The sequence below is a fragment of the Halopseudomonas sp. SMJS2 genome (assembly GCF_029866945.1).
GTDB classification, from domain to species: Bacteria; Pseudomonadota; Gammaproteobacteria; order Pseudomonadales; family Pseudomonadaceae; genus Halopseudomonas; species Halopseudomonas bauzanensis.
Genome location: NZ_CP123445.1, coordinates 3377496 through 3403421, shown reverse-complemented (window position 1 = coordinate 3403421; position 25926 = coordinate 3377496). Strand labels below are relative to the sequence as shown.

The 25926-nt window shown below is 60.2% G+C and carries 20 protein-coding genes; 11 read left to right on the top strand and 9 right to left on the bottom strand.

What is annotated here, in order from left to right; genetic code table 11:
- Window positions 1-13: 13 nt before the first annotated feature.
- From coaD to QAO71_RS15895, 4 genes are all read right to left on the bottom strand, one after another.
- The gene (gene coaD / locus QAO71_RS15910) at window positions 14-493 is read right to left on the bottom strand and encodes a pantetheine-phosphate adenylyltransferase (RefSeq protein ID WP_036991947.1); all 480 of its coding nucleotides are present in this window, start codon (window positions 491-493) and stop codon (window positions 14-16) included.
- A gap of 257 nt (window positions 494-750) precedes the next feature.
- On the bottom strand, window positions 751-1326 hold the full coding sequence (gene rsmD, locus QAO71_RS15905) for a 16S rRNA (guanine(966)-N(2))-methyltransferase RsmD (protein ID WP_280164878.1): 576 nt from the start codon (window positions 1324-1326) through the stop codon (window positions 751-753).
- Window positions 1323-2894: a pitrilysin family protein gene (locus tag QAO71_RS15900; protein WP_280164877.1), complete on the bottom strand. Its 1572-nt coding sequence runs from the start codon at window positions 2892-2894 to the stop codon at window positions 1323-1325. The genes rsmD and QAO71_RS15900 overlap by 4 nt, the downstream gene beginning before the upstream one ends.
- Window positions 2894-4258, bottom strand: a complete 1365-nt coding sequence (locus QAO71_RS15895; RefSeq protein ID WP_036991951.1) for a pitrilysin family protein — start codon at window positions 4256-4258, stop codon at window positions 2894-2896. The genes QAO71_RS15900 and QAO71_RS15895 overlap by 1 nt, the downstream gene beginning before the upstream one ends.
- 102 nt (window positions 4259-4360) lie before the next feature.
- Between QAO71_RS15895 and ftsY the strand changes: the two genes are divergently transcribed.
- From ftsY to hemN, 6 genes are all read left to right on the top strand, one after another.
- A complete protein-coding gene (gene ftsY, locus QAO71_RS15890; RefSeq protein WP_036991952.1) occupies window positions 4361-5644 on the top strand; it encodes a signal recognition particle-docking protein FtsY in 1284 nt (427 codons plus the stop codon).
- A gap of 3 nt (window positions 5645-5647) precedes the next feature.
- The gene (gene ftsE / locus QAO71_RS15885) at window positions 5648-6310 is read left to right on the top strand and encodes a cell division ATP-binding protein FtsE (RefSeq protein WP_036991954.1); all 663 of its coding nucleotides are present in this window, start codon (window positions 5648-5650) and stop codon (window positions 6308-6310) included.
- Window position 6311: 1 nt separating this feature from the next.
- Window positions 6312-7322, top strand: coding sequence for a permease-like cell division protein FtsX (gene ftsX, locus QAO71_RS15880; protein ID WP_177173415.1), 1011 nt, complete (start codon window positions 6312-6314; stop codon window positions 7320-7322).
- Between the two features lie 196 nt (window positions 7323-7518).
- Window positions 7519-8382 (top strand): RNA polymerase sigma factor RpoH, encoded by an 864-nt coding sequence (gene rpoH, locus QAO71_RS15875; protein WP_036991957.1) that lies wholly within the window; start codon window positions 7519-7521, stop codon window positions 8380-8382.
- Window positions 8383-8463: 81 nt separating this feature from the next.
- Window positions 8464-9069 carry a hypothetical protein gene (locus QAO71_RS15870; RefSeq protein WP_036991959.1) on the top strand — a complete coding sequence of 202 codons (606 nt, stop codon included), beginning with the start codon at window positions 8464-8466 and terminating at the stop codon, window positions 9067-9069.
- 118 nt (window positions 9070-9187) lie between these two features.
- Window positions 9188-10576, top strand: coding sequence for an oxygen-independent coproporphyrinogen III oxidase (hemN, locus tag QAO71_RS15865; protein ID WP_036991962.1), 1389 nt, complete (start codon window positions 9188-9190; stop codon window positions 10574-10576).
- A 15-nt stretch (window positions 10577-10591) separates the two neighbouring features.
- On the opposite strand, the gene QAO71_RS15860 is transcribed toward hemN, so the two are convergent.
- Entirely contained in the window at window positions 10592-12361 is a 1770-nt protein-coding gene (locus QAO71_RS15860) for a S8/S53 family peptidase (protein WP_280164876.1), read from the bottom strand.
- Between the two features lie 123 nt (window positions 12362-12484).
- On the opposite strand from QAO71_RS15860, the gene QAO71_RS15855 reads away from it, so the two are divergent.
- Complete coding sequence (locus QAO71_RS15855; RefSeq protein ID WP_280164875.1) at window positions 12485-13189, top strand: response regulator transcription factor; 705 nt, start codon at window positions 12485-12487, stop codon at window positions 13187-13189.
- Window positions 13190-13407: 218 nt separating this feature from the next.
- Window positions 13408-15480, top strand: a complete 2073-nt coding sequence (locus QAO71_RS15850) for a TonB-dependent receptor (protein ID WP_136868667.1) — start codon at window positions 13408-13410, stop codon at window positions 15478-15480.
- 217 nt (window positions 15481-15697) lie between these two features.
- Here QAO71_RS15850 and QAO71_RS15845 read toward each other — a convergent pair whose 3' ends face one another.
- The 4 genes from QAO71_RS15845 to QAO71_RS15830 all read right to left on the bottom strand — a co-directional run bounded on the left by QAO71_RS15845 (window position 15698) and on the right by QAO71_RS15830 (window position 19003).
- Complete coding sequence (locus tag QAO71_RS15845; protein WP_074781337.1) at window positions 15698-16222, bottom strand: lipocalin family protein; 525 nt, start codon at window positions 16220-16222, stop codon at window positions 15698-15700.
- 87 nt (window positions 16223-16309) lie between these two features.
- Window positions 16310-16897 (bottom strand): YigZ family protein, encoded by a 588-nt coding sequence (locus QAO71_RS15840; protein ID WP_280164874.1) that lies wholly within the window; start codon window positions 16895-16897, stop codon window positions 16310-16312.
- A gap of 140 nt (window positions 16898-17037) precedes the next feature.
- Window positions 17038-18519: a carbon starvation CstA family protein gene (locus tag QAO71_RS15835; protein ID WP_280164873.1), complete on the bottom strand. Its 1482-nt coding sequence runs from the start codon at window positions 18517-18519 to the stop codon at window positions 17038-17040.
- A 172-nt stretch (window positions 18520-18691) separates the two neighbouring features.
- Window positions 18692-19003, bottom strand: a complete 312-nt coding sequence (locus tag QAO71_RS15830; protein WP_036991977.1) for a DUF3325 family protein — start codon at window positions 19001-19003, stop codon at window positions 18692-18694.
- A 53-nt stretch (window positions 19004-19056) separates the two neighbouring features.
- Here QAO71_RS15830 and QAO71_RS15825 point away from each other — a divergent pair, with 53 nt between their 5' ends.
- The 3 genes from QAO71_RS15825 (at window position 19057) to QAO71_RS15815 (ending at window position 25704) form a co-directional block, all read left to right on the top strand.
- Window positions 19057-20196, top strand: coding sequence for a sigma-54 dependent transcriptional regulator (locus QAO71_RS15825; protein WP_280164872.1), 1140 nt, complete (start codon window positions 19057-19059; stop codon window positions 20194-20196).
- 181 nt (window positions 20197-20377) lie between these two features.
- Window positions 20378-22978: a DUF4011 domain-containing protein gene (locus QAO71_RS15820; protein ID WP_280164871.1), complete on the top strand. Its 2601-nt coding sequence runs from the start codon at window positions 20378-20380 to the stop codon at window positions 22976-22978.
- Window positions 22966-25704, top strand: a complete 2739-nt coding sequence (locus tag QAO71_RS15815) for an AAA domain-containing protein (RefSeq protein WP_280164870.1) — start codon at window positions 22966-22968, stop codon at window positions 25702-25704. The genes QAO71_RS15820 and QAO71_RS15815 overlap by 13 nt, the downstream gene beginning before the upstream one ends.
- Window positions 25705-25926: the final 222 nt, after the last annotated feature.

The following is a 25926-nucleotide window of genomic DNA, read 5'->3' as shown; positions in this document are numbered from 1 at the left end:
CGAAGCGCTCGGTTCAGCCGTTGAAGCGTTTGAGCAGGGCTTCATGTACTACCGGATGAACGAATTTGGTGACATCGCCACCCAGGGAAGCAATTTCCCGCACCAGGGTGGACGAGATATAAGAATACTTCTCCGAGGGCGTAAGGAACAGACTTTCTACCTCGGGTGCCAGCTGACGGTTCATGTTGGCCAGTTGAAATTCGTATTCGAAATCGGAAACCGCACGCAGGCCGCGCAGCAGGACATTGGCGCCGATATCACGGGCAAAGTGCGCCAGCAGCGTGGAAAACCCCACCACTTCTACGTTGGGAAGATCCTTGAGCACTTCGCGGGCCAATTCCACTCGTTGCTCGAGCGAGAAGGCCGGGTTCTTCTTCGGGCTCGCGGCTACCGCCACCACCACTCGATCGAACAGCTTGGAGGCGCGGCCGACCAGGTCGGTATGGCCCATGGTGATGGGGTCAAACGTGCCGGGATAGAGAACAGTATTCATTGGCTTTATCCTGCCTGTGGGTTCCGGAGGGGCGATGGTAGCGTAATGACCCGGTTGCGGCCAAATCGAGAATGCCCGCGATGTTGGTGCTCCGTGCATGATGAGACTGACCGGCCGGGCTGTGACGACGCGTTGCAAGTACGTCCATGTAAGCTCCGTGTCGCCATCCTTGGCGACACAGGGTCGTTTCAACCCTGCCGGTCAGTCCCATCTGCAACGTCAGCGCTAGCTGACTTGCCGCACCAGGTGGGACGGTTTTACCCCTCGCGCTGCCACAGGCTATACCACACCTGTCCGGCTTTCTTCTCCCGATGCAGATGCCAGTTTGCCGGGAAGGGCAAGCGGCCGGGGGCGGTTTCACTTTCGGTGTAGATAAGCGCATCGGGCGCCAGCCAGCCGTTGGTTTCCAGGGCGGTGCAGGCGGGGATGAGCAGGTCCTGGTGAAATGGCGGATCGAGGAAGACCAGATCGAAGGGCGATTCGGCCGCGCCGGCGACCAGCGTCAGGGCATCTTGCTGGCGCACCTCACCGCGGTCGCACTGCAGGGTCTGTAGATGACCGCGCAGGGTGGCGACCACGTCACGGCTCATGTCGCAAGCCAGGGCGTGGGCGGCGCCACGGGACAGCGCCTCCAGCGTCAGCGCGCCGCTGCCGGCGAACAGGTCGAGGCAGCGGCTGCCTTCGATGTGCATGCTCAGCCAGTTGAACAGGGTTTCACGCACCCGGTCGGGGGTGGGGCGCAGGCCCGGTTGTTCGGTGAAGCTGAAACGTCGGCTGCGCCACTCTCCAGCAATGATGCGCAGTTGGCCTTCGCGGGCCTTGGGCTGTTTCATAGCTCTGGCTCCGGGGCGTTATGGGTTTCAGCTTCAGGCTCGGCGGCTTCCGGCTCCGCAGGTGCTGTTTCCTGGATGACCATGGCCGGTCCGACGGTGATCACCAGTCGCTGCTCGGGATCGAAATGCCGAGCGAAGGCGGCGCGAATGTCTTCGGTGGTCAGCGCCTGCACCTGATCGAGGAACAGCTGCAGGTGGTTGAGCGGCAGTTCATAGAAGCCAATCATGCCGAGCTGGGCGACGATCGAGGCGTTGTTGGCGGTACTCAGCGGGAATTCGCCATTGATCTGCCGTTTGGTGCGGGTCAATTCGGCTTCGGTCGGGCCCTCGCTGATGAAAGCATCGAGGCTCTGGTGGATGACCTCCAGCGCCAGGTCGACCTGATCGGCACGGGTCTGCATGCTGACCATGACCGGGCCGGTGGCCTGCATCGGGATCAGCCGGCTGCTCACCGAATAGGACAGCCCGCGGCTTTCGCGGATCTCCTGCATCAGCCGGGAGCCGAAGCCCGAGCCGCCCAGAATCTGGTTGCCGACATAGAGCGCGGCGTAATCGGGGTCATGACGGCTGATGCCGTGCTGGCCGACCAGGATATGGGTCTGCTGGCCGTTGAAGTCGATATGACGATGGCTGGAAGCGATTGGCTCGGGCTCAGCAATGACCGGCGCGGCAGGGCCCTGGGGCAGGGCGTCGGCCAGGCGTTGGGCCAGACGTTCGGCGCGTTCCCGGTTGATATCGCCGACCAGGGCGATGACCGCGTTGCCCGCGGTGTAGTACTGGCTATGGAACTGGCGCAGGGACTCCGGCGTCATGCTCTGCAGGCTGTCGGCCTGGCCTTCGGGCAGGCTGCCGTAGGGATGGTCCGGATACAGGTCGGTCCAGAAGGCTTCGCTGGCCAGTGCCGCCGGACGTTGCAGGCGGAACTGCAGACTGGCCAGGAGCTGATTGCGCAAACGCTCGAAGGCATCCTGCGGGAAACTGGGGCGGGCGATCACCTCGGCAAACAGGGCCAGCGCCGGATCGAGCTTGTCGGTGGCGGTCAGGGTGCGCAGGCCGGTCAGGGCCATGTCCCGGTGTGAGCTATTGGAGAACTGCGCGCCGAGGCGTTCGAAGCCGGCGGCGATGCTGCCGGCGTCCATGTCGCCGGTGCCTTCGTTGAGCATGGCATTGGTCATGGTCGCCAGCCCGGGCAGGCCGCTGTCGCGACTGGCGCCAGCGGCGAACAGCAGTTGCATGTCGAGCATGGGCAGCTCTTCAGCCTGCATGAAGTACACCCGGGTGCCCTGCTCGGTGGTCCAGTGCTGCAGATCGAGATTGCGGCGCGCCGGTGGCTGGTCAAGGTCAACCTGCTGCAGCGAGTGCAGCTCCGGCAGCAGCTCGGCGACCACGGTATCAGGCTCGGCCTCGATCTGCGCCGGGTCGACCGGCTGTGCGGTGGCTTCCTCGGGCGTAGCGGGAGGCGTCTGCGGGGCGTCGTCGCGCAGCAGGAGAAAGCTCAGCACGATGGCCGCCAGGATGGCCAGCAACAGCAGGACCAGCGGGCGGCGGTTGTGGGTATCAGCAGCCATCAGCGCTTCTCCTCGGTGGCAACAGGCAGGATATGGGCGCGGGTCAGGCGTTCGGGCACCAGATAACGCCGCGCCACTTCGCTGATCTGTTCGGGGGTAATGGCTTCCAGGGCAGCGATATCTTCATCCAGCAGCGTCCAGGGCAGGCCGATACTTTCCAGCATGCCGATCTGGTTGGCTTGATGACTGATGCTGTCCTGGGCGTACACCAATTCGGCTGTCATCTGCGCCTGCACCCGGTTCAGCTCTTCCTGGCTGGGTGGCGTCTGCTTGAGTTCATCGATCTGCTGCCAGAGCGCCTGCTCCAGTTGTTCGAGGTCAACGTCGCGGGACTGGTTGGGCAGCCCCGATAGCAGAAATAGCGTATCGCCGCGGACGAAGCCGTCATAGCTGGCCGAGGCCGAGGTGGCGATGGCCTGGTCGCGCTCCAGGTGGCTGGGCAGGCGGGCGCTGTAGCCGCCATCGAGAACTGCTTCGAGCAGCCGCAGGGCGTGCGCTTCCCAGGTGTGCTCGGCGGTGCTCAGGCCGGGCACGTTGAAGCCGAGCAGCAGGCTGGGCATCTGCACCGGCAGGTGCAGGGTGAGGCTGCGCTCGCTGCCGCCGGGCAACTCCAGCGGCGGCTTCGGCGGGGTCGTGGGCGCATCGGCCAGCGGGCCGAAATAGCGCTCGGCGAGTTCGCGCACCTCATCCACCTGCACGTCGCCGACGATTACCAGAATGGCGTTGCTGGGTTGATAGTGCTGGCGGTACCACGCGCGCAGATCGTCCACGGTGAGGCGATCCAGGTCATGCATCCAGCCGATCACCGGCTGGGCATAGGGGCTGGCCATGTAGGCCTGGGTCAGGAAGCGTTCATAGGCCAGGCTGTTGGGGTTGTCGTCGACGCGCAGGCGGCGTTCTTCCTTGATGACTTCCATCTCGCGCAGGAACTCGTCTTCCGGCAGGGTCAGACCGTGCATGCGCTCGGCTTCCAGTTCCAGGGCGATGGCCAGCTGGTCACGACTGAGGATCTGGTAATAGGCGGTGTAATCGCGACCGGTAAAGGCATTCTCCTGGGCGCCGAGGCTACTCAGCAGGCGCGAGGCCTGGCCCGGAGCCAAGCGCTCGCTGCCCTTGAACATCATGTGCTCCAGGGCATGGGACATACCCGTACGCCCGGGCGGCTCGTAGCTGCTGCCGACCCGGTACCACAGCTGCGAAACCACCACAGGGGCGCGGTGATCTTCCCGAACGATGACCTTGAGGCCGTTGTCCAGGCTGAATTCGTGGGTGGGTTGCCGGGTCTCGGTGGCCTGGAGCCCCCCGGTCAGGCCGCAGAGCAGCAGGAAAAGGGTAAGCAGCAGTGTGGATCGCGCCATGTGCATGTGATGTCCTGTGATTACCGCCTATGACGGAAGTGGGGTAGGATAACCCAACCTTCAATGCGCAGGCCAAGTGCCGGCGCCAGACTCAGATAGTGATCATCAATGTTTGGTTCCAAAGACAAGCCAGAACACCCTGAACAGGGCCCCGAAAGCGGCGATAACGGCAAGGGCGGCAAGAAAGGCCTGTTCGGCTGGATGCGGCGCAAGGGCGACGAGCCGGCCGCGCCAGTTGCCCCGCCGCAGCAGACGCCGGTTGATACTCCGGCCGCCGAAGTCGAGCCGGTGATTGCCGCAGCGGAAGTCGAGCCGGTCACCGCGCCGACCCCAGCAACGGAGCCCAGCGCACCCGCTGCTGCGCCGGCCCCCAGCCACGATCAGGCTGCCCGTGAGGCTGCAGCCGAGCTGTTTTCCGGCCTTGCCGAACAGCCGGCCGACGCCGCGCCCGCGCCGCAGCCCCAGGAGCCCAAGGGCTTCTTCGCCCGCATGCGCGCCGGCCTGTCGAAGACCAGCGCCAACCTCGGCGAGGGCATGGCCAACCTGTTTCTTGGCGAAAAGGAAATCGATGACGAACTGCTGGAGGAGATGGAAACCCGTCTGCTGATGGCCGATGTCGGCATCGAGGCGACCACCCTGATCATGGAGTCGCTGCAGCAACGGGTTCGCCGCCGCGAACTGTCCAATCGCAACGCGCTGTACAAGGCGTTGCAGAATGAACTGGAAGGCCTGCTGGCGCATGTCGCCAAGCCAATGGTGGTCGATAGCGAGAAGCGCCCCTATGTGATCCTGGTGGTGGGCGTCAACGGTGTGGGCAAGACCACCACCATCGGCAAGCTGGCCAAGCGTCTGCAGGGCGAAGGCAAACAGGTGATGCTGGCCGCCGGTGATACTTTCCGCGCGGCGGCCGTCGAGCAGTTGCAGGTATGGGGCGAGCGCAACAATATTCCGGTGGTTGCCCAGCACACGGGCGCCGATTCCGCATCGGTGGTGTTCGATGCGCTGCAGGCGGCCAAATCCCGCGGTGTGGATGTGTTGATCGCCGATACCGCCGGACGGCTGCACAACAAGGACAACCTCATGGACGAGCTGAAGAAGGTCAAGCGCGTGCTGGCCAAGCTCGATGCCGAGGCGCCCCATGAAGTGCTGCTGGTGCTGGATGCCGGTACCGGCCAGAATGCCATCAGCCAGACCAAGCTGTTCGATCAGGCGGTCGGTCTGACCGGGCTGGCACTAACCAAGCTTGATGGAACCGCCAAGGGCGGGGTGATCTTCGCCCTGGCCAAGCAGTTCGGCCTGCCGATCCGCTTTATCGGTGTCGGCGAGCAGATCGATGATCTGCGGCCGTTCACCGCGCCGGAATTCGTCAAGGCTCTGTTTGGGCGCGAATAATCGATGATCCGTTTCGAGCAGGTCTGCAAACGTTATCCCAACGGTCATCAGGGGCTGGATCACCTGAGCTTTCACATCCGCACCGGGGAGATGGTCTTCATCACTGGCCATTCCGGCGCGGGCAAGAGCACCCTGCTGAAACTCATCATGTGTATGGAGCGCCCCAGCTCGGGGCAGGTGTTCGTCGGTGGGCAGAACCTGCGGGATCTGGGCAGCCACGACATTCCCTATCTGCGCCGCCAGGTCGGGGTGGTATTCCAGAACCATCAGCTGCTGTTTGACCGTACCGTGTTCGACAACGTGGCGTTGCCGCTGATCATCAACGGCACCCCACGGGATGAGGTCGGCCGCCGGGTGCGCGCTGCGCTGGACAAGGTCGGGCTGCTGAAGAAGGAAAGCATGTATCCGATCGCGCTGTCCGGTGGCGAGCAGCAGCGGGTCGGCATTGCCCGGGCGGTGGTGCACAAGCCCGCGCTGCTGCTGGCCGACGAGCCGACTGGTAACCTGGACCCTGAGCTGTCGGCGGAGATCATGGGATTGTTCGAGGATTTCAACCGGGTCGGGGTGACGGTGATCATTGCCAGTCACGACTTGCCGCTGATCGCCGAGCTCGATCATCGCATGCTGACACTCAGCGAAGGCCGGCTGCTGGCCGATGGGGAATAACATGGCGAACCAACCGCGGCCAGCCGACAAGACCGACAAACGCCCGCCGAAATCCGGTAGCGGCGCAGCCCGTTCCCGACGGGACTGGCGCCATCCGCTGCGCAGCTGGGCCGGCAGCCACCGCGACAGTGCCCGCCTGGCCTTGCGCCGCATTGGCGAACACCCGGTCAGCACCGTGATGATTGTGCTGGTCATGACCATCGTACTGGCGTTGCCGATGGGGCTGGCCGTGCTGATCGATCAGGTCGAGCGGCTGGGTATCGATTGGCAGCGTGCCGCCCAGCTGTCGGTCTATCTGCAACAGGACGTCAAACCTGACGCGGCGCAGACAGTGCAGCAGGACATCGCGGCGATGGACGACGTGGCTGAGGTGCAGCTGCTGGATCGGGAATTGGCACTGGCGGAATTTCAGCAGCATTCCGGGCTGGGTGATGCGTTGCAGCAGCTGGCCTATAACCCCTTGCCCGACGTTATCCTGGTCATGCCCCGGGATATCGATGGCGGTGCTGCCGCGCTGGAGCCGCTGCGTGAACGACTGGCGCAACTGCCCGGTGTGGATCAAGTGCAGATCGACATGCTCTGGGTCGAGCGCCTGACCGCTATCCTGAGCATGGTTGAACGTTTTACCGGCGCTCTGGCGCTGCTCCTGGTACTGACACTGCTGCTGGTGATGGCCAATACCATCCGCCTGGCCATCGAAAGCCGGCGCAACGAAATTCTGGTGATCAAGCTGGTCGGCGGAACCGACGCCTTCGTCCGCCGGCCGTTTCTCTATCTGGGGATGCTCTATGGCCTGCTGGCGGGGATACTGGCCTGGTTGCTGTTGGGGGTTGGGCTGGCCTGGCTCAACGGCACGGTGCGTGAGCTGGCGGCGCTCTACCAGAGCGATTTCGAACTGACCGGGATGCCGCTGCAGGATGGGCTGGTGCTGCTGGGCGGCGCCATATTGCTGGGTCTGGCGGGCGCCTGGCTGGCCGTCGGTCGGCATATCCGTGAAATCGAACCCCAGTAACAGCTTATGTCTATTTCTTTGTAAATGATTGATTTTAAAGACCTATTACCTGTATTTCGGAACTTCGGCAGGCATTCCATGTCTGAGTTGGCAGTGATACACTGACTCGTCTTTTTGGGCCTGCGATAGATTGCAGGCCAGCGCCGCCACTGACGCGGCGCAGAGTTTCCCCAATATTCTTGGAGTTCACGCACATATGAGCACTGCTTTGCAGCCCGTACATAACCTGATTCCAGGTGCCAACCTGGAGGCCTATGTTCAGACCGTAAGCAGCATTCCGATCCTCAGCGTCGAAGAAGAGCGCGAGCTGGCTGATCGTCTGTTCTACCAGCAGGACCTGGAGGCTGCCCGACAACTGGTCATGTCCCACCTGCGGTTTGTCGTGCATATCGCTCGCAGCTATTCCGGCTATGGCCTGGCCCAGGCTGACCTGGTGCAGGAAGGCAATGTCGGTCTGATGAAGGCGGTCAAGCGCTTCAACCCGGAAATGGGTGTGCGCCTGGTGTCTTTTGCTGTGCACTGGATCCGCGCCGAGATCCATGAGTTCATCCTGCGCAACTGGCGCATCGTCAAGGTGGCCACCACCAAGGCGCAGCGCAAGCTGTTCTTCAACCTGCGCAGCGCCAAGAAGAAGCTGGCCTGGCTGTCCCATGACGAAGTCAACGCCGTAGCGCAGGACCTCGGTGTGGCCGCGAGGGAAGTGCGCGAAATGGAAAGCCGCCTGTATGGTCAGGATCTCGGTTTCGATGGCGCCCAGGATGATGATGACGACACCGCCTATGCGCCGGTGCACTATCTGGAAGACAAGCGTTACGATCCCGCTACCCAACTGGAAAGCGCGGACTGGAGCGATAGCTCCAGCCATCAGTTGCAGGAAGGTCTGGCCCAGCTGGACGAGCGCAGCCGCGATATTCTCTTCCAGCGCTGGCTGGCCGAGGAGAAGGCCACCCTGCACGAACTGGCGGCCAAGTACCAAGTCTCGGCGGAGCGCATCCGGCAGTTGGAAAAGAACGCCATGAACAAATTGAAGAAGCATATCAGCGTAGATGGCGCCGCCTGATATCCGGCACTGAATCAAAAGGGCATCCGCAGGATGCCCTTTTGCATTGTGCGCCCCTTGAATAATCAGAGAGACAGATCAATGAACGCACGCACCGGGCTGAGAGTAGGCACCTGGCTGGGAGTGATTCTGCTGTGCTTCTTTGCCTTCGGCAAATGGCTGGGCGGGCAGGACGGGGATCGCCCGGAGCAACTGGCCTGGAAGCAGACCTACCAGGAGAACCTGTGGGCGCCGGTGCAGCAGCGGACCCTGACGCTGGCGGGCGTGGAGCGGGTGCTCGGTGAAGGCAGCTTGTGGATGATCAGCGCCGATGGTGAGCCTCGGCTGGTCAGCCGCCATCAGCTGGAGTCCGATGATCGGCAATGGCGGGTGCAGGCAGTGATCGGCCTGGATGAACAGCAGACCGCCAGCCTGGTCGAGGCGCAGGCCTGGCAGCCGGGCTCCCCTGACCAGGCGGTAAGCCCGGCGGTAGGCCAGGCGTTGGCTGCCTACCTGGTGGAACGGATCAGCATGATTCCCGATCAGCCGCTGACCCTGGGGCACATCGAGGGCACCTTCGGTCCGGTCGAGGTGCGCATGCCGGTCAGCGAGGGAGAAGCCTGGATCTACCCGCGTCAGGGCGTGGTGGTGGCTGTCAGCGATGGGCAGGCGCATTCGATCATGTTCGGTCTGCACGAGGAGCTCTGAGCCAGGCCAGCCGGTGCTGTGGCGGCTGCGGCGCACAGTCGCAGCCCGGCCCGAGTGCCATGCAAAGCCCCTTGCCGTACACTTCACGTATATCCCGTGATGATGGCGAGAGACCCTAGTGACGCAGAAAATCAGCTTCAACCGGACCCTGATCGAGAAATACGACCGGCCGGGCCCGCGTTATACCTCCTATCCGACCGCGCCGCAGTTTCATCAGGCTTTCGCCATGGATGACTATCAGGCAGCCGCCAAGGCCAGCAACGCTGCTGCCGAGCCCAAGTGCCTGTCGGTATATATCCACATCCCGTTCTGCAAGAGTCTCTGTTACTACTGCGCCTGCAACAAGATCATCACCCACAAGACCGAGCGGGCGGTGGAGTATCTGCAATACCTCAAGCGCGAAATCGCCATGCAGGCGGCGCTGTTCGACAAGTCTCGCAAACTGACCCAGTTGCACCTGGGCGGCGGCACACCGACCTACCTGACCAGCGAGCAGCTGGAAGACCTGATGAACACGCTGCGCACATCCTTCAACCTGGATGACAGCGATGATCACGAGTTCTCCCTGGAAGTCGATCCGCGCACCGTCGCGCCTGTGCAGATCCATCAGCTGCGCGCTCTGGGCTTCAATCGCCTGAGCTTCGGTGTGCAGGATTTCGATGAGGCCGTGCAGGCCGCCGTCAATCGCCTGCAGAGCGAGGAGCAGACCCGCGAGCTGGTTCAGGCCGCCCGCGAGGCGCAGTTCAAGTCGGTCAGTGTCGACCTGATCTACGGCCTGCCGCTGCAGACGATCCAGAGCTTCGACGTCACCCTGAGCAAGATCATCGACATGCGTCCCGACCGCATCGCAGCCTACAGCTACGCGCACCTGCCCGAGCTGGTGCGGGCGCAGCGGCTGATCCGCCCGCAGGACATGCCGCCACCGGAGCGCAAGCTGGAGCTGCTGGAGCTGACCATCGAGCGGCTGACGTCCGCCGGCTATATCTACATCGGCATGGACCATTTCGCCCTGCCCGACGACGAACTGGCACTGGCCCGCGAGAACGGCACCCTGCAACGCAACTTCCAGGGTTATTCGACCCACGCCGACTGCGACCTGATCGGCATTGGCGTGTCTTCCATCGGCAAGGTCGGTGACACCTACAGCCAGAGCGTCAAGGAGCTGTCCCAGTACTATGCACGGCTGGACAGCGGCATGCTGCCGATTCACCGGGGTTACAACCTGAGTGAGGATGACGTGCTGCGCCGCGAGGTGATTCTCGACCTGATGTGCCAAGGGCGCATCGACTTCTGCAAGTTCGAAGATCACTACGGCATCGACTTCAAGAGCTACTTCGCCGACGCGCTGGACCAGTTGGCCGAGCCGGTGGCCGACGGGCTGGTGGCAATCAAAGACAACGAACTGCTGCTATTGCCCGAGGGTCAATTGATGTTGCGCAACGTGGCAATGGCCTTCGACGCTTATCTGGGTGCGGCGCAGAAAGGTAATTTTTCTCGTACGGTGTGACTGGAACCGGGGGGCTCAACGTGCGTGCTTGAGGCTTTCCACCGCCAATTCCAGCGCCTTGTACATGTCCAGCCTGGCCGAGTGGCCGATGTCCGGGTCCTGCAGGTTGTTACCGCGCTCCGACGGCAGGATCGGGGCGGTCAGGTCGTCGGCTTCCATGGGCTCGAAGTCGCTCTCCCCGCCGATGGTCATGGCGCTGCGGCGCAGCAGCATGCGTAGCTGATCGGGCTGCAGCTCGGGGTTGATCGAGAGCATGGCGGCGATGGTTCCGGCTACCAGCGGGGTAGCGTAGGAGGTGCCGCAGTGAACCGGTCCGTCCTGTTCGCGGAGCGGGGATGAACCGGCCGTGCAGGCGGCGGCGGTGATATCGACGCGCATGTCGGAATTGGAAGCCTGGCGCCGGGTGGCATAGTGGGGGTCGTCAAGATCAACATCCTTGCTGCTGCGCTGATGTCCGCCCACCACGAACAGCTGGTCGGTGATGAAGGAGGAGGGCAGGCGATAGTCATCACGGCTGGAGAAAGAGGCGCCGTTGCCGGCCGAGTTCACCACCACGACATCGGGATGCTCGCGGCGCAGCCACAGGAAGAATTCTTCCAGCAGCTCTTCATAACCGCTCATGGCGATACCGGAACGCAACAGCGAATCCACCGGGTCGCCATGGATGTCACGGGCGCCGATCCGATGCATGCCCCAGCTCCAGTTGAGTACTCTGGCGCCGTCTTCGACGAGGTTTACCGAAGTGGCGACATTGGCGGTGATGCCGGCATCCGAGCCGCGATCGACAATCACATCGAAGCCGGGCCCAACTTCATCCAGCCCGCGCAGAAAACCATTGCTGCCACCATTGCCCCAGCCCGCTGCGAGAACGCCAGTGACGGTGGTGCCGTGGCCATCTGCGGTTGCGGCGTCGCGGCCATACACGCAGGTGCGGCTGGCCTTACTGCGGCAGTCACCGAGATAATCGGCGAAGTCCGGCGTGTCGAAATCCACATCCCGCTCGATCACGCCAATGCGCACGGGGTGCGTTTCAATATGATCCGAGGGTTTCTTCAGCCGCCGCTGATAGAAGTTCAGCGCATCCAGAAAACGGTTGGATGACCACTCCTCACGCGGGTCCATCGGTGGGTTGGCCGCGTCCTGCTCTTGCCCGACTGATTCTTCCGCACCGGATTCCTCGATCACCACAGCATCCACCCCAACTTCATTGCCGATGCGCAGCACCGCGGCGTCGCGCTGTTCCAGGTTGTCGACGGGCAGGCGCAACTGATAGAGATTGAGAGGCGGAATCGCGCCAACCACCTCGGCGTCGTAACGCTCGGCCAGTCGCCGGGCTTCCGTCGGCGCGTCATGGCTTTCTTCGATGATCACGCTGATCAGGTCCAGATAGGTGGTCAAGCCGTCCTGGTTCCTCGCCACCGCCTGTTGATCAGCGGCGAGCACATGGCTGGAGCCCAGACTCAGCCATATGGGATTGCTGGCCTGGCCCCGCTGCTCGACCCATAGCGGGCCGCTTTTGCTACTGGCAGCGTCGATTTGCAGCTGTATCTGCCCGTCGCCCTGCCTGATCTGATCCGAGGGCAGGGCGTTGCCGTTGTGCTGGATCTGTAACGGGGTTTGCTGAAGTCCGGCGATCTGCAGACAGAACGTCAGCTGGTGCGTCTCCAGTAGATCGCCGCAGCGCTGCAGCTGGGTTATACGCAGCGGTGCAGCGGCTGCGGCGTTAATAGATACGCATGACAATGCCATGACCAGCCCGGACACAACTGCTCGAAACTTCCTCATCCACATCCCCGAAACGTCATCTGAGACTATGTGGAATCAGACCGGTAAAGCGGTAATTGTTTCAGAAGATTTCATGTAGAATGGTTCTCATTTGGCTTCGTGTTTGCCATCATGACACCGACCATGCCCATTGCTGCGCGTATTCTTGCGGTTGAAGGAGATTCGCTGCTCGCCCGCGAATTGCAGACCCACCTGCAACGGCGCGGCCATTGCGTCACGCTCAGCGTAGGCAATAACGGTCTTTTGCTGGCCGAGCACGGGAATTTCGATCTGATCCTGCTGGCAATTCTTGGAACCGACGGCCTGGGTATGCTGGAGCAACTGCGTCGTCGCAGCCATGTCCCGGTGTTATTGATGTCGGCGCTGGGTGACGAGCAGCATCGCATCGCAGGGTTCAGCCTGGGGGCGGACGACTACCTACCGAAGCCTTTCAGCATTACCGAGCTCTGCGTGCGGGTCACCGCGATCCTCCGGCGGGTGGCCTATGAGCGCAAGACGTCGCTGCCCAGCGAGTCCGGTGAGTTGGTTTTTGACGAGACGAACACTGATGTCAGTCTGGCCGATAGCCCCGCTGGGTTGACCGCCAGCGAGTATCGCGTACTGGAACTGCTCTGGCAGCACCTCAACGAGGTGTTAAGCAAACCCTTCCTGTATCAACAGGCTCTGCGCCGCGGCTATGCCCGGCATGATCGCAGCCTGGACATGCATATCAGCCATATCCGCCGCAAACTGCAGGCTATCGGTTATCGCGCCGCACGACTGGAAACAGTATGGGGGCAGGGGTACATGCTGGTTGGCCTGCAGGAGCCGTTGTCTGAAAGTGTATAGATTGTAAATTGCGTTTACTCCCAAATAGTAATGTATATCATTTGCGTCGGTTCATCGGATAACCGGTGGGTCATACGGCTTCATCCGCCAGCTCAGCGCGGGAAGACCGCCGCGCCTGAGCAGGCGCTGCCATAACCAAGCCAATCGCAAAGAAGCCTCGGCAACCCAGGGTTGTCAGAGGTTCGCTAAATCATTCCGAGTTGTTTGGAGATAAATGCATGTCACGCCATATGCGTCAGTTTGCTTCAAGTTCGCAGCCCCACTTCAAGAGAGCCCTGTTGGCAGTCACCATGGCCTCACTGGCTTGCTCGGCGGTAGCGGAAGAGGCATTGGACCTGGGACAGGTGGTGGTGACCGCCTCCGGTTTTGAGCAGAACCTCCGGGATGCTCCTGCGTCCATCTCGGTCATCTCCGCGGAAGAGCTGAAGAAGAAATCCTATACCGATATCACCGATGCGCTGAAGAATGTCGCCGGCGTGCAGATTGCCGGGGGCGGCGTCGAGCAGTCGATCATGATGCGCGGCATGACCTCGGCCTATACCCTGTTTCTGATCGATGGTCGCCCGGCCCAGGGCAACGATGCCTTCGCCCAGCGCGGCTCCCAGGCAGGCACGCCGATCAACTTCCTGCCGCCAATCGAGGCCATCGAGCGGATTGAAGTGATCCGCGGCCCGGCATCGGCGTTGTACGGTTCCGATGCCATGGGCGGTGTGATCAACATCATCACCAAGAAGGTCGGCAATAAATTCAGTGGCAGCATCACCAGTGAATACATCACCCCGCACAGCTCCAACAAGCTGAATGAGGACACCTTCCAGACCAGCGCCTATCTGAACATGCCGCTGATCGAAGATGTCCTGGGCCTGCAGCTGACCGGTGCTTTCCACAATCAGGAAGAAAGTAATTTCGTCGGCGGCAGCGACAGCGCTGCGTCTGACCCGGAATACGACAAGCGTAATGTGGGCGGCAAACTGTCCTGGAACCTCAACGAAGCCAACGCGCTGACCTTCGGCCACACCTATACCAAGCAGGAGCGCTGGCATAACGCCGGCAAGAGCCTGGCCGCTGACGGCGAGGCCCAATATAGCGAGTCCATCAAGAAGAACTACTTCCTGCAGCACGAAGGCAAGTACGGCAACGTCTTCTCCAACTCCTACATCAACTACGATCATTCGGAAAACCCGACCACGGTCAACGAAACGACTGGCAACGGTGTCGAGTTCGAAGTGGTTACCGCCAACACCCAGGCCAGTTGGTTCCTTGGCGCGCACACCCTGACCGGCGGTCTGACCCACAAGTACGAGAAACTGGAAGACGGCAGCAATGGCCTGCGCGAGCCGGTCGTGCCTGATGCCAACGCGCTGGTTGAAATGGACCGTTACCAGAACTCCATCTTCCTGGAAGATAACTGGAGCCTGACAGACAATCTGATCCTCACCTTGAGCGGCCGCTACGATGACAACCAGGTGTTCGGTGGCGAGTTCAGTCCCAAGGTGTATGCGGTCTATCACCTGAACGACAACTTCACCCTGAAGGGCGGGGTGACCTCGGGCTACAAGGCGCCGGACCTGCGCTCCGCTGCCACCGACTACGGCTCCACCTCCAGGGGTGGCGTGATCATCGGCAACCCGGAACTGGTCCCGGAAACCAGCCTGAACCGCGAGATCGGCATCAACTACGAGAATTTCGAGCTTGGCCTCAGCAGCTCGCTGACTGCCTATGTGATCGACTACGAAGACAAGATCAACCGTACCGGCCGGGTATGTGAGCAGAACGCACCTTGCTTCTACAAGGGCAAGGAATATCCCGCTCACCCCTTCGGCTATACCTCCTATGAAAACGTCGACAAGGCCGAGCTGCGCGGGATCGAGTTCACCCTGGACTATGATGTCCTCGACAACCTGACCTACCGCCACAGCTACACCTGGACCGATACCGAACAGAAGTCCGGCGAGTACAAGGGCGAGCCGCTGAACGACGTCGCCAAACACATGTTCAACGCCTCGCTGGACTGGGAAGTGACCGAGCGCTTGAATCTCTGGACCCAGGTCAACTACCGGGGTGAGACCTCCGGCCGGTGGCAGACAGGTACCAGTGGCTCCAGCACCAATGGCATCAAGTATCCATCCTATACCTTCGCCGACATGGGACTGGTGTTCCGGCCGCAGGATGGTCTGAGCTTGAAGGCCGGTGTATACAACGTCACCAACAAGAAGGTATCCACGGATGACGACTATGCCTACAACCTGGATGGCAGAAGATTCATCGTCGGGCTGACCAAGAGCTTCTGAGTCTATCCAACGAGCATCACCGCCTCCGCCGGTTCAATGCTGTCGGGGGCGGTGGCATTGCTGCAGGCTGGAGAGCAAGTACGTGAATGAAGAAACGGCGGGCTATGTTCAGGACGTGGCCTACCCGGTGCACTTTCACCGGGAGATCCAGCCGCTCTGGCTGACCACGCTGCAGGAGTTTGGCGACAAACTGTAAGCGGATCAGCGGGCGGGGGCTTCAATCCGAGCTTGGGTGTTCCACCACAATGAGTTCCCCAAGCTCGAACCCTTCGGCTGTTGCCCGCTCCTTGAACGCCTCCAGCTGTGCAGCGCTGACCTGGGGCGTTCTGGACAGGAACCACAGATAGTTGCGGTTATAACCGGAGATATACGCGTTGGCGTAGTCGTCATCCAACGCGAACACCACATAGGAACTGTAGAAGGGGCCGAAGAACGAGACCTTCAGGTGGGCGACGTCACTGTCACCGGCAGGCACCGCGCGGCCTTCAGCCTCCTTCCATTCGCCTTTGGCCTGGTTATAGCCCCGGTTGATCACCTTGATGCTGCCGTCTTCATTGAGCGTATATTCGGCGGTGACCTGGCTCAGGCCCTCCTCGAAGGAGTGATCGAGCCGGGCAATCTCGTACCAGGTGCCCAGATAACGTTCCGGGTCAAAGCCGGTGACCGGTTCGATGCCCTTGGGTACGCCGGTGCAACCGGCGAGCAGGACCAGGGCGGCAAAGACGATGCTGAGCAGTTTCATCGTTGAATCCTTAAGTAGCAGAGTCCTTGAACGATAGCAGAGCGCGGCAGAGGAGCACGGCGCAGTCGGCCGGGGAGGAGGGGCCGCTCAGGAGCGCGGCTGCCAGGTCATATCGCCACGCGTGATGGCCAGCAGTTGGCGGTGGAGTTCCTCCGCCGCGGTGGCCGGCAGACGCAGGTGCAACTGCACGCCACTCCCATGCCGCACCTCCAACAGCTCGCCTTCAAGCTGCGCCAACAGATGGCGGGCGGAGCTTTCATGGGCGTAGGGTAGCTCGCAGAGCACCAGCAGGGTGGGAATGTGAGCAACCTTCTCGGCTTGCTGCAGCGCCTGGGCGACCGCGTCGGTATAGGCGCGCATCAGCCCGCCAGCGCCCAGCTTGATACCACCGTAGTAACGCACCACGGTCGCCAGCACGCCATCGAGCTGCTGGTGACGCAGCACTTCCAGCATCGGCCGTCCGGCGGTGCCGGAGGGTTCGCCATCATCCACTGCCGCACTGTGCCCGCCGGCAAGCAGTGCCCAGCAGACATGTGTGCTGTCAGGATGCTCAGCGCGCAAGGCGTTCACCCGAACCTGGGCGCTGGCGCGATCGGCTATCGGTTCGACACAGGCGATAAACCGGCTTTTGCGGATTTCCAGGGTGATATTGACGGGGCGGGCAAGGCTGAACATGGCGACGACAGGTTGAGGGCGAACGGGGGAGTATACGTCAGGAGAGAAAAGAGGTCGCAGGCGAGACCTCTTCAACGCAAAACACCTGACCGAAAGGTCAGGTGTTCACTTGAGGCGCACCTCAGCTTACAAGAGCTTTATTACGCTTCCGGCTTCGCATAACCGCCGGCGACATTGCGTTTGCTATGGTGCATCACCAGCCCGATAAAGCAGATCACTCCAACCACGATGCCTATCGCCTTGCTGTATTCCGCGGGGAGATTGAAACCGATACCGGCCGTTGCAATATAAGCAACGGTAATGGCGGTACCGATCACCGCTGGAATACTGGCGATCCAATGGAATGTGCCTCTATCCAGCAGATACTTGGTTGCCAGCCACAATACGCTGGTCGACAGCAGCATGTTGGAGAAGGCGAAGTAGCGCCAGATCAACGAGAAGTCCAGGAAGGTCATCAGATAGGCCACGCCCAGTATCGGCGCCGCCAGAGCCAGTCGGCGTGTGGCGGACTGGGAAATGTTGAATGCATCGGTAACCGTCAGGCGCAGCGAGCGGAAGGCGGTGTCACCGGAGGTGATCGGAAAGATCGCCACCGCCAGGATGGCCATTACCCCACCGAAGATACCCAGGTAACTGGTGGCAATGTGGTTCACTACCAGGCCCGGTCCACCCAGATCCAGCATGGCCTTGAGCTCGGGATAGCCGCCCGGGAAGGTGGCGATACCGGCCGTCGCCCAGACGCAGGCAACGATGCCTTCGCACATCATCGCGCCGTAGAACACCGGGCGGGCATATTTCTCGTTGGTCAGGCAGCGCGCGATCATCGGCGACTGGGTGGAGTGGAAACCACTGATCGCACCGCAGGTGATGGTCAGGAATAGCAGCGGCCAGACCGGCAACCCATCGGGGTTGGGCGTCAGGAAGTCATGATGCTCATGGCTATCGAAGAACGCGAAAATGTCGGTGACCTGCGGCAGGTGGGGTGCTTCCAGCAGTACTGAAATAGCCACCAGGGAAGTCATCACGATCATCAGCAGACCGAACACTGGATAGAGTTTGGTGATGATTTTGTCGATGGGCAGCAGGGTGGCGAAGAAATAATACGCCAGGATCACCAGTACCCAGAAGGTATTGCCCGCCAGGAAAGTGCCTTCGAAGTAGGAGAGATTACTCAGCAGCCCTGCCGGGCTCATGATGAAGACAACCCCCACGAAGAACAGCAGCATGCAAGTGAAGATCAGCATGACGCCCTTGAAGATCACGTTGTAATAGTGACCGGCAATCTCGGGCAGGCTCTTGCCGTCTTCTTTCAGGCTCATAACGCCGGAGAAATAGTCATGTACCGCGCCGCCCACCACGTTACCGATCACGATCCACACCAGGGCGATCGGGCCATACATGGCGCCCAGGATAGGGCCGAAAATAGGTCCGATCCCCGCGATATTCAGAAATTGGATGAGAAATGCCCGGATCGGGCTGATGGCAACATAGTCAACGCCATCATCGAGGCGCGCTTGCGGCGTCTTGATGGCAGGGTCGATCCCGGCCTGTTTTTCTACAAAAGGGCTGTAGAACTTATAGCCCAGTAGCAATATGGCAAGACTGGCAAAGAAAAGAAGCATTTATTACGTTCCTCGTTATTTATTCTGGAGACACGACAACTGTCCCCTTCTTGAGCCGGAGCCGATCTGGAAAAAGCCCGGCAACTTAACAGAGGCGATTTGTCACTGCCTACTAGCCTATGGTCGCAGGCGTGTCCCTTCAGGAGTCTTGCTGAGGCGTGCGTGGCGGTTTTCAGCGTCTAGCTGCTACCAGCCAGCGCAACCAGGCGGGCCTCCAGGCCAGCGTCTGGGCTACGCAGAAGCCGGCCGCACTCAGCAGCTGTACCCAAATAAGTGTGCCGAAGGCCGCACCTTCGGTGCGAAGCAGCAGTACCAGGCTGATCAGCAACAACAGCGTGGCGACTGATTTGCGTCCCCGGCATTTACCGGGAGGGCGGGCGTCGGGGGCAATGGTCTTCAGATGCTGCGGCTGGCTGAGTGCAAGCTGGGCGAAGGCCAGGTAGGCGAGGGCAAAAGCCAGGAAGGTGGGGATCAGCTCAGGCATTGCGAGGCACTCGGTCATCCTGATGTGTCGCCTGTTTGAGCTGCGCGAGCCTGATGCGCTTTGCGCTGATCAGGCAGCAGGTCGACATACCTTTCGAGATCGCTGCCGAATATGTGCCGGCCGCTTCGGAGATCAGCACCGCAAGCTTGAGTAACATCGCTCTGCAGGCGACCCCGATCAATGCTGCGTTTGACAACATCATCCCCCGCAATAAAAGCATGTTGTTGCTCAAGCAGCAGGCCCAGGTATTGGCACAGAAGCTGGTGCCGGTGCTGGTGTACGGGGAGACCGGTACGGGCAAGGAGCTCTTCGCCAGGGCGATTCACAACGCAGGCCCGCGATCCGATAAGCCTTTTGTTGCCATTAACTGCGGAGCGATTCCGGCCGAGCTGATCGACTCCACCCTGTTCGGGCACAAAAAGGGTGCCTTTACCGGTGCCATCGCAGATCGGCTGGGGGTATTTCAGCAGGCGGACGGCGGCACGCTGTTCCTTGATGAGTTTGGTGAGCTGACAGCCGACGTACAGGTGCGACTGCTCAGGGTATTGCAGGAGGGGGTTTGCACACCGGTGGGTGGTGCGGGAGAGCAGCGTGTCGATGTGCGGCTTATAGCGGCTACCCACCGTAACCTGATAACAGATGTTGCCGAGGGACGCTTCCGTGAGGATCTGTTCTACCGGGTGGCTGTTGGGGTTCTGCACCTGCCACCATTACGGCGGCGGGAGGGCGACTTGCTGCTGTTGTGCGACGCATTGTTGGCCACCTTAGGTAAGCAGGATGCCGCCCTGGATGGTAAGAAAATACCCCCTGATGCAAAAAATCTTATTCTTAGCCATACATGGTCCGGAAATGTGAGGGAGCTGCAGGCGACCTTGGTAAGGGCTGCACTTTGGTGTCAGGGTGATACTATCGAGCAGAAGGATATGGCTGGAGCGCTGTTCGAAATACCGGCCAGAACAGACCACTCTGCTATCGTGGATTTATCGCAAGGTGTTGATATACAAAGGTTACTTTGCATGTTTGTGCGGCCTTATCTGCAGCAGGCGCTTGCCCAGACAGCAGGCAACAAGACCCGCGCTGCCAAGCTATTGGGTCTGAAAAGTCAGCAAACGCTGAGTAACTGGATGGAAACATACGACATTGACACTAGTGTTGGCACGATCTTCGCTATTCATTCAGCATGGACAAAATAACGTATATGACGAGGTCATCGACAAAGCCAAGCCGGCCTGTGAGAAGTCCAGGAATCATGTTGCAGACCATTTTGCTGATGTCAGTAAAATGGTCGAGGTCTGCGTGGATGGCAAGTAATGCCTGCTTACGTTATGACGGATGCTGTGTCCGCTGCTGAAGCGATCAATCGAGGGAAGGGCCATGTCTGATCAGGAATCACCAAAAACAAAAATCCACGCCACCCTGGTGGAGAAAATCAACTTCGCCTGCCACCAAAGCGCCTTCGCCGTCTTACGTGAATTGCAGATCGAGAACCTCGACAGCGAACAAGATTTATCCGACCTGTCGATTGTGTTGGAAGCCTCTCCGGCGTTTCTGAAGCAGAAGACTTGGACAGTGGATTGGCTGGCAGCGGGCGGGTTGCTGAGCATGAAGGATCGCGATCTGGAACTGGACGGTGGCTTCCTGTTCGGGTTGACGGAGTCCATGCGCGGTACGGTGACGATTCGGGTTTGTCAGGGTGGCGAGACCTTGACTGAGCAGGTGATCAACGTCGAACTGTTGGCCTGCAACGAGTGGGGTGGGGCAGGTTATATGCCGGAATTATTGGCTGCGTTCTGCACGCCTAATGATCCGGCGGTGGACAGGCTGCTGGGCCAGGCCAGTCAGATTCTGCGCAAGGCCGGCAAGCTAGCTGGGATTGATGGCTATACCACCAACAGTCGCGAGCGCGTGTGGTTGCTGGCCTCTGCCATTTACTCCGCAATAGTCAGAATGCAGCTTGGTTATGCGCTGCCACCGGCCAGCTTTGAAACCAATGGACAGAAGATTCGCCTGCCGAGCCAGATTGAAAGTGCCAAGGTGGCGACCTGCCTGGATACCACACTGCTGTTTGCCGCCGCTCTGGAGCAGGCGCGGCTCAACCCGATGATTGTTATCACTGAGGGACATGCGCTGGTGGGGCTGTGGCTGGAGCAGGAGGATCTTTCCAGCGTGGTGGTGGATGAGGCCGAGATTCTGCGTCAGCGGATTCCCCTCAAGGAGCTGATCCTGATCGAAACCACGCTGATGACCCAGCACCCCGCCGTGCCGTTTTCCAGAGCCGTGAAGGAGGGTGCTAAACAGGTGGCTCTGGATAAAGATCATGAGTTTGTCGCTGCCGTTGATATTCGCCGGGCGCGAGGGCATCGGATTAACCCCATCAGCCTGAAGTCGCAGGCGGACAATACTATTGCCACGGGCAGCATCGGTGAGCTGGTGGAGCCGGGGTTGGAAGATGCGCCTGTCCTGCCTTCCAACACGGTGATCGTGGAAGCGGATCCTCCCGAGGAAACCCCGGGTGGACGTCTGGATCGCTGGCAGCGTAAGTTGCTGGATCTGTCCGCGCGCAATCCCCTGCTCAACCATAAATCGAGCAAAAGCAGTCTTGCCATGGTGTGTGGCGATCCCGGCGCCCTGGAAGATGTATTGGCTACCGGAGCGCGGATATCCATCGCTCCTTTCCCCCGGCTGCAGACCCAGGATCAGGATGAAGAGATTTATCGGCAGCGCACCGGTGGTGATCTGAAGGAGGAATACGCTCGCGACGCCCTGACCAAGAAGCAGGTGCTGGTGGAGCTGAGTCAGGAAGAGCTCGACAAGCGGGCGGTGGAAATCTACCGCCGGGCGCAAACCTCGCTGAAGGAGGGCGGCTCCAACACGCTATTTCTGGCAGTGGGCTTTTTGCTATGGAAGCAGAAGGACAAAGATAACCGGCGTTATCGTGCCCCGTTGATCTTGTTGCCAGTGGCGCTGGAGCGAAAGTCCGTCCGCAGCGGGGTGAAGATGATCGCCAATGATGACGAGCCCCGTTTCAATACCACCCTGCTGGAGATGCTGAAGAAGGATTTCGGTATCGAGATCCACGGCCTTGGTGGCGCTCTGCCCGAGGACGAGAGTGGTGTGGACGTGGCAGCCATCTGGAACCGGGTGCGTCATGCCATCAAGGACGTGCCTGGGTTCGAGGTAGTCGAAGATGTGGTGCTGGGCCATTTTTCCTTTGCCAAGTACCTGATGTGGAAGGATCTGGTGGATCGCTCTGCGGAGCTGAAAGAAAGTCCGGTAGTGAAACACCTGCTGGATACGCCCAGAGAACCCTACGACAGCGATATCCGTTTTGTGGAGCCTGGGGATATTGACAGGGAATACACCCCAGCAGATTTGTTGGCACCGCTGCCGGCAGATTCCGCCCAGATGGCGGCTATCGCCACGGCAGACCGGGGCAAGGACTTTGTGATTATAGGCCCGCCGGGAACCGGTAAGAGCCAGACCATCGGCAACCTGATTGCCCATATGCTTGGCAAAGGCAAAAGGGTGTTGTTCGTCTCGGAGAAAACCGCTGCACTGGAAGTCGTGTACCGCCGTCTGCGGGATATCGGTTTGGGCCAGTTTTGCCTGCAGTTGCATTCCAACAAGGCGAAGAAGGCGGATGTGCTGGATCAGTTACGGACATCCTGGAACAGCGCTTCTCAATCCCAGGTAAGTCAGTGGCAGGTCGAGGCTGAGCGCCTGAAAGCACTGCGTGACCGTTTGAATCGGGTGGTCAATATTCTGCACCAAGCTCGCCGTAATGGACTCACCGCTCACTATGCCATCGGCATAAAGGTGCGTGACGGGGATCTGGCGGCCAAGGCCAAACTGAGTTGGCCCAACTCGGATTATCACGACGACAAGCAATTGCAGCAGTTGCGGGAAATGGCTGCGTTGTTGAGCGTGCAGGCCAGGGCGGTGGGCACGCTTGTCGATCATCCTTGCAAGCCGTAACCCAATACGAATGGAGTTCGCAATGGCAGGGCGAGCTGGTGCGGGTTGCCGGTAGCTTGAAAGCCGAGGCGGAGCGCCTGGACGGTAGTCTGGCGGCCCTTGAAAAAACGTTGGGTGCTGAACTGGGCGTTATGTCCTTACCCAAACTGGCTGCGGTAGCGGAATTTGGGCAGGTGATGCTGGATGCCTACCGTACCCAGGCGTCCTTTGCGCTGGAGCCGGACGCGACAGACCGGTTGGAGGCGCTGGAGGATGCAGTCACCCGCTTGAAGCACTACATCGCTACTCAGGCGAAGTTGAGCTGTCAGTATGCGCCGCTGGCCTGGAAGACGCTGGATGCTGATGAGCTGGGCAGTGCCTGGGCCCAAGCCAATGAAACCTGGTGGCCGAAATCTTTTTTTGCCAAGCGCAAAGTGTTGAAGCAAATGAGGGTAGGCGGTGCTCAGTCTGAGCCAGACCCGAGTAATGATATCCCTGTGCTGCGTGAGCTGCGTGAAGTTGGCGGCCATATTGATCGGCTTGATGGAGTGTTACAGGGCCTGCGAGACTGGAAATCTTACGACTCCGACCCGCAAGCCATGGCTTCGTTGCAATCGTTGGGTTCTCGTGCACGTGTGGCCGTCAGTAAGCTGGCGGAAGATGCGGAGTCCCTGGCGGCGCTGCGAGGGAAGATCCGGACACTGCTCTACGATGCCAATGATTTGTTGGCACCGGAGGCACCGGTTGGTCGGGCGATTGTCCAGTTTTTGGGCACACTGTCCGACTTCAATAGTATTCGCGCACAGTTTGAAAGCCTGACTGGCTCCACCCTCGAAGGTCGGTTGCCCAGAGAGGCGAATGTGTTGGAATCGATACCGTCGCTGTGTCAGAGCATCGTTGATCATCATATCGCTCTGCGGGACTGGTGTGCCTGGGTACGGCGGCGCTCCGAGGCGATGGATCTGCAACTGGGCCCCTTGGTGCAGGCTATCGAAAGCGGCGACGTTCAGCCGGATGAGGTGGCGGAAGCATTTGAGGCCGCTTATTGCACCTGGTGGTCCGCTGCCCTGATTGACGAGGACGAGGTACTGAGAACCTTTTCTTCCCCCGAGCATGAAGCGGCCATTCATAGTTTCCGGGAGCTGGATAGCCAATTCAGCGAGCTGACCGCGAAATATATTGCAGCCAAACTGGCCGGACAGATTCCGGACGAAGAAGACATCAAGCGCAATTCCTCGTGGGGGGGATTACGCCGCGAACTGCAGAAAAAATCCCGCCACAAGCCGGTGCGAGAAATGATGGAGGACATGCCGGACGTGATCACTTCTCTGGCTCCGTGCTTGATGATGTCGCCTCTGTCCATCGCCCAGTTCTTGCCTGCGGGGCAGGCCTTGTTTGATGTGGTGATCTTCGACGAAGCATCGCAGATTACCGTTTGGGATGCGGTGGGCTCTCTGGCGCGGGGCAAGCAGGTCATTGTGGTGGGTGATCCGAAGCAGATGCCTCCGACCAATTTCTTTGCCCGTTCCGATGATGACCCGGATGGCGATATTGATGAAGAGGGTGATCTGGAGAGCATTCTGGATGAGTTGATCGGCGCCAGTATTCCGCAGCGTGTGCTCAACCTGCATTACCGCTCACGGCGCGAGAGCCTGATTGCGTTCTCCAACAGCCGCTACTACGACAGCTCTCTGGTCACCTTCCCGGCACCGGTGCACCCGGACAAGGGGGTGTCGCTGGTGCGACCAGAGGGCTTTTATGCCCGTGGCAAGGCGCGCCATAACCAGGGCGAAGCAAAAGCCATCGTGGCGGAGATCGTGCGGCGGCTTGCTTCCGAGGATCAGGTGGTACGCCAACAGTCCATCGGGGTGGTGACCTTCAATACGGAACAGCAAAGTCTGATTGAGGATCTGCTGGACAAGGCCCGCTCGGACGATCCGTCTATTGAGTGGGCATTCTCGGAAGAGGTCACGTTAGAACCGGTGTTTGTGAAGAATCTGGAGACGGTGCAGGGGGACGAGCGCGATGTGATCCTGTTCAGCATTACCTACGGCCCGGATGAAGCGGGTCACGTTACCATGAACTTTGGCCCGCTCAACCGTACTGGTGGCGAACGCCGCCTGAACGTGGCCATGACCCGCGCCCGTTCCGAGATGGTAGTGTTCTCCACCATGCCGCCGGAGCGTATCGATCTGGCCAGAACGCAGGCCCGAGCCGTGGCCGATCTCAAGCACTTCTTGGAATACGCTGAGCGCGGTGCTTCCGCACTAGGGGCGGCGGTGCATGGCTCCATGGGTGACTTTGAGTCCCCGTTTGAGGTGGCAGTGGCGCGCGGGCTGCAAGAGAAGGGCTGGATTGTTCATCCGCAGATTGGCGTATCGGCTTATCGGGTCGATATGGGGATCGTGCATCCCGACAAGCCCGGGGTCTACCTGGCTGGAATCGAATGTGACGGCGCCATGTATCACAGTTCAGCCTATGCGCGCGAACGCGACAAGATACGCCAAGGCGTGCTGGAGGGCTTGGGCTGGACTCTATTCAGGGTGTGGTCTACGGACTGGTGGACGAATCGCAATAAAGCGCTGGATGGACTCCATAATGCCCTTTGCGAGTATCTTGAAAAGAAGCAGCAGGCCGAAAGCATGCGTATTGTTGAAGGCGCAGATTCACCGGGCTCTCTACAAGATACAGTTGCCGAACCTACTCAAGTAAACATAGAGCCAGATCCTGAGCCCGAGAGTAGGTAATAAAATTGAATTGGGGGTGGTGAAAGACTACCCCTTGGAGCATGAACAAAGGGGCGAAGCATCATGTGGATGCTGGTAGTCACCTTCATTCTGGAAGAAATGGCGCACCCGACAGGATTCGAACCTGTGACCCCTGCCTTCGGAGGGTCATTTGGCTCCCTTGTAGATCAAGGGTTTGCGTTGATAATCAACGGCTTACCGTCCCGTTGTATCCGCACGGAC

Bases quoted from the DNA above. Each gene is read 5' to 3' on its own strand.
- QAO71_RS15830 (WP_036991977.1), bottom strand. From the start codon at position 19,003: ATGCCTGAGCTGATCCCCACCTTCCTGGCTTTTGCCCTCGCCTACCTG.
- ftsE (WP_036991954.1), top strand. From the start codon at position 5,648: ATGATCCGTTTCGAGCAGGTCTGCAAACGTTATCCCAACGGTCATCAG.
- QAO71_RS15900 (WP_280164877.1), bottom strand. From the start codon at position 2,894: ATGGCTGCTGATACCCACAACCGCCGCCCGCTGGTCCTGCTGTTGCTG.
- QAO71_RS15820 (WP_280164871.1), top strand. From the start codon at position 20,378: ATGTCTGATCAGGAATCACCAAAAACAAAAATCCACGCCACCCTGGTG.
- QAO71_RS15895 (WP_036991951.1), bottom strand. From the start codon at position 4,258: ATGCACATGGCGCGATCCACACTGCTGCTTACCCTTTTCCTGCTGCTC.
- QAO71_RS15825 (WP_280164872.1), top strand. From the start codon at position 19,057: ATGCGCTTTGCGCTGATCAGGCAGCAGGTCGACATACCTTTCGAGATC.
- QAO71_RS15835 (WP_280164873.1), bottom strand. From the start codon at position 18,519: ATGCTTCTTTTCTTTGCCAGTCTTGCCATATTGCTACTGGGCTATAAG.
- QAO71_RS15845 (WP_074781337.1), bottom strand. From the start codon at position 16,222: ATGAAACTGCTCAGCATCGTCTTTGCCGCCCTGGTCCTGCTCGCCGGT.
- QAO71_RS15855 (WP_280164875.1), top strand. From the start codon at position 12,485: ATGCCCATTGCTGCGCGTATTCTTGCGGTTGAAGGAGATTCGCTGCTC.
- coaD (WP_036991947.1), bottom strand. From the start codon at position 493: ATGAATACTGTTCTCTATCCCGGCACGTTTGACCCCATCACCATGGGC.
- ftsX (WP_177173415.1), top strand. From the start codon at position 6,312: ATGGCGAACCAACCGCGGCCAGCCGACAAGACCGACAAACGCCCGCCG.
- ftsY (WP_036991952.1), top strand. From the start codon at position 4,361: ATGTTTGGTTCCAAAGACAAGCCAGAACACCCTGAACAGGGCCCCGAA.
- QAO71_RS15860 (WP_280164876.1), bottom strand. From the start codon at position 12,361: ATGAGGAAGTTTCGAGCAGTTGTGTCCGGGCTGGTCATGGCATTGTCA.
- rsmD (WP_280164878.1), bottom strand. From the start codon at position 1,326: ATGAAACAGCCCAAGGCCCGCGAAGGCCAACTGCGCATCATTGCTGGA.
- rpoH (WP_036991957.1), top strand. From the start codon at position 7,519: ATGAGCACTGCTTTGCAGCCCGTACATAACCTGATTCCAGGTGCCAAC.
- QAO71_RS15840 (WP_280164874.1), bottom strand. From the start codon at position 16,897: ATGTTCAGCCTTGCCCGCCCCGTCAATATCACCCTGGAAATCCGCAAA.
- QAO71_RS15850 (WP_136868667.1), top strand. From the start codon at position 13,408: ATGTCACGCCATATGCGTCAGTTTGCTTCAAGTTCGCAGCCCCACTTC.
- QAO71_RS15870 (WP_036991959.1), top strand. From the start codon at position 8,464: ATGAACGCACGCACCGGGCTGAGAGTAGGCACCTGGCTGGGAGTGATT.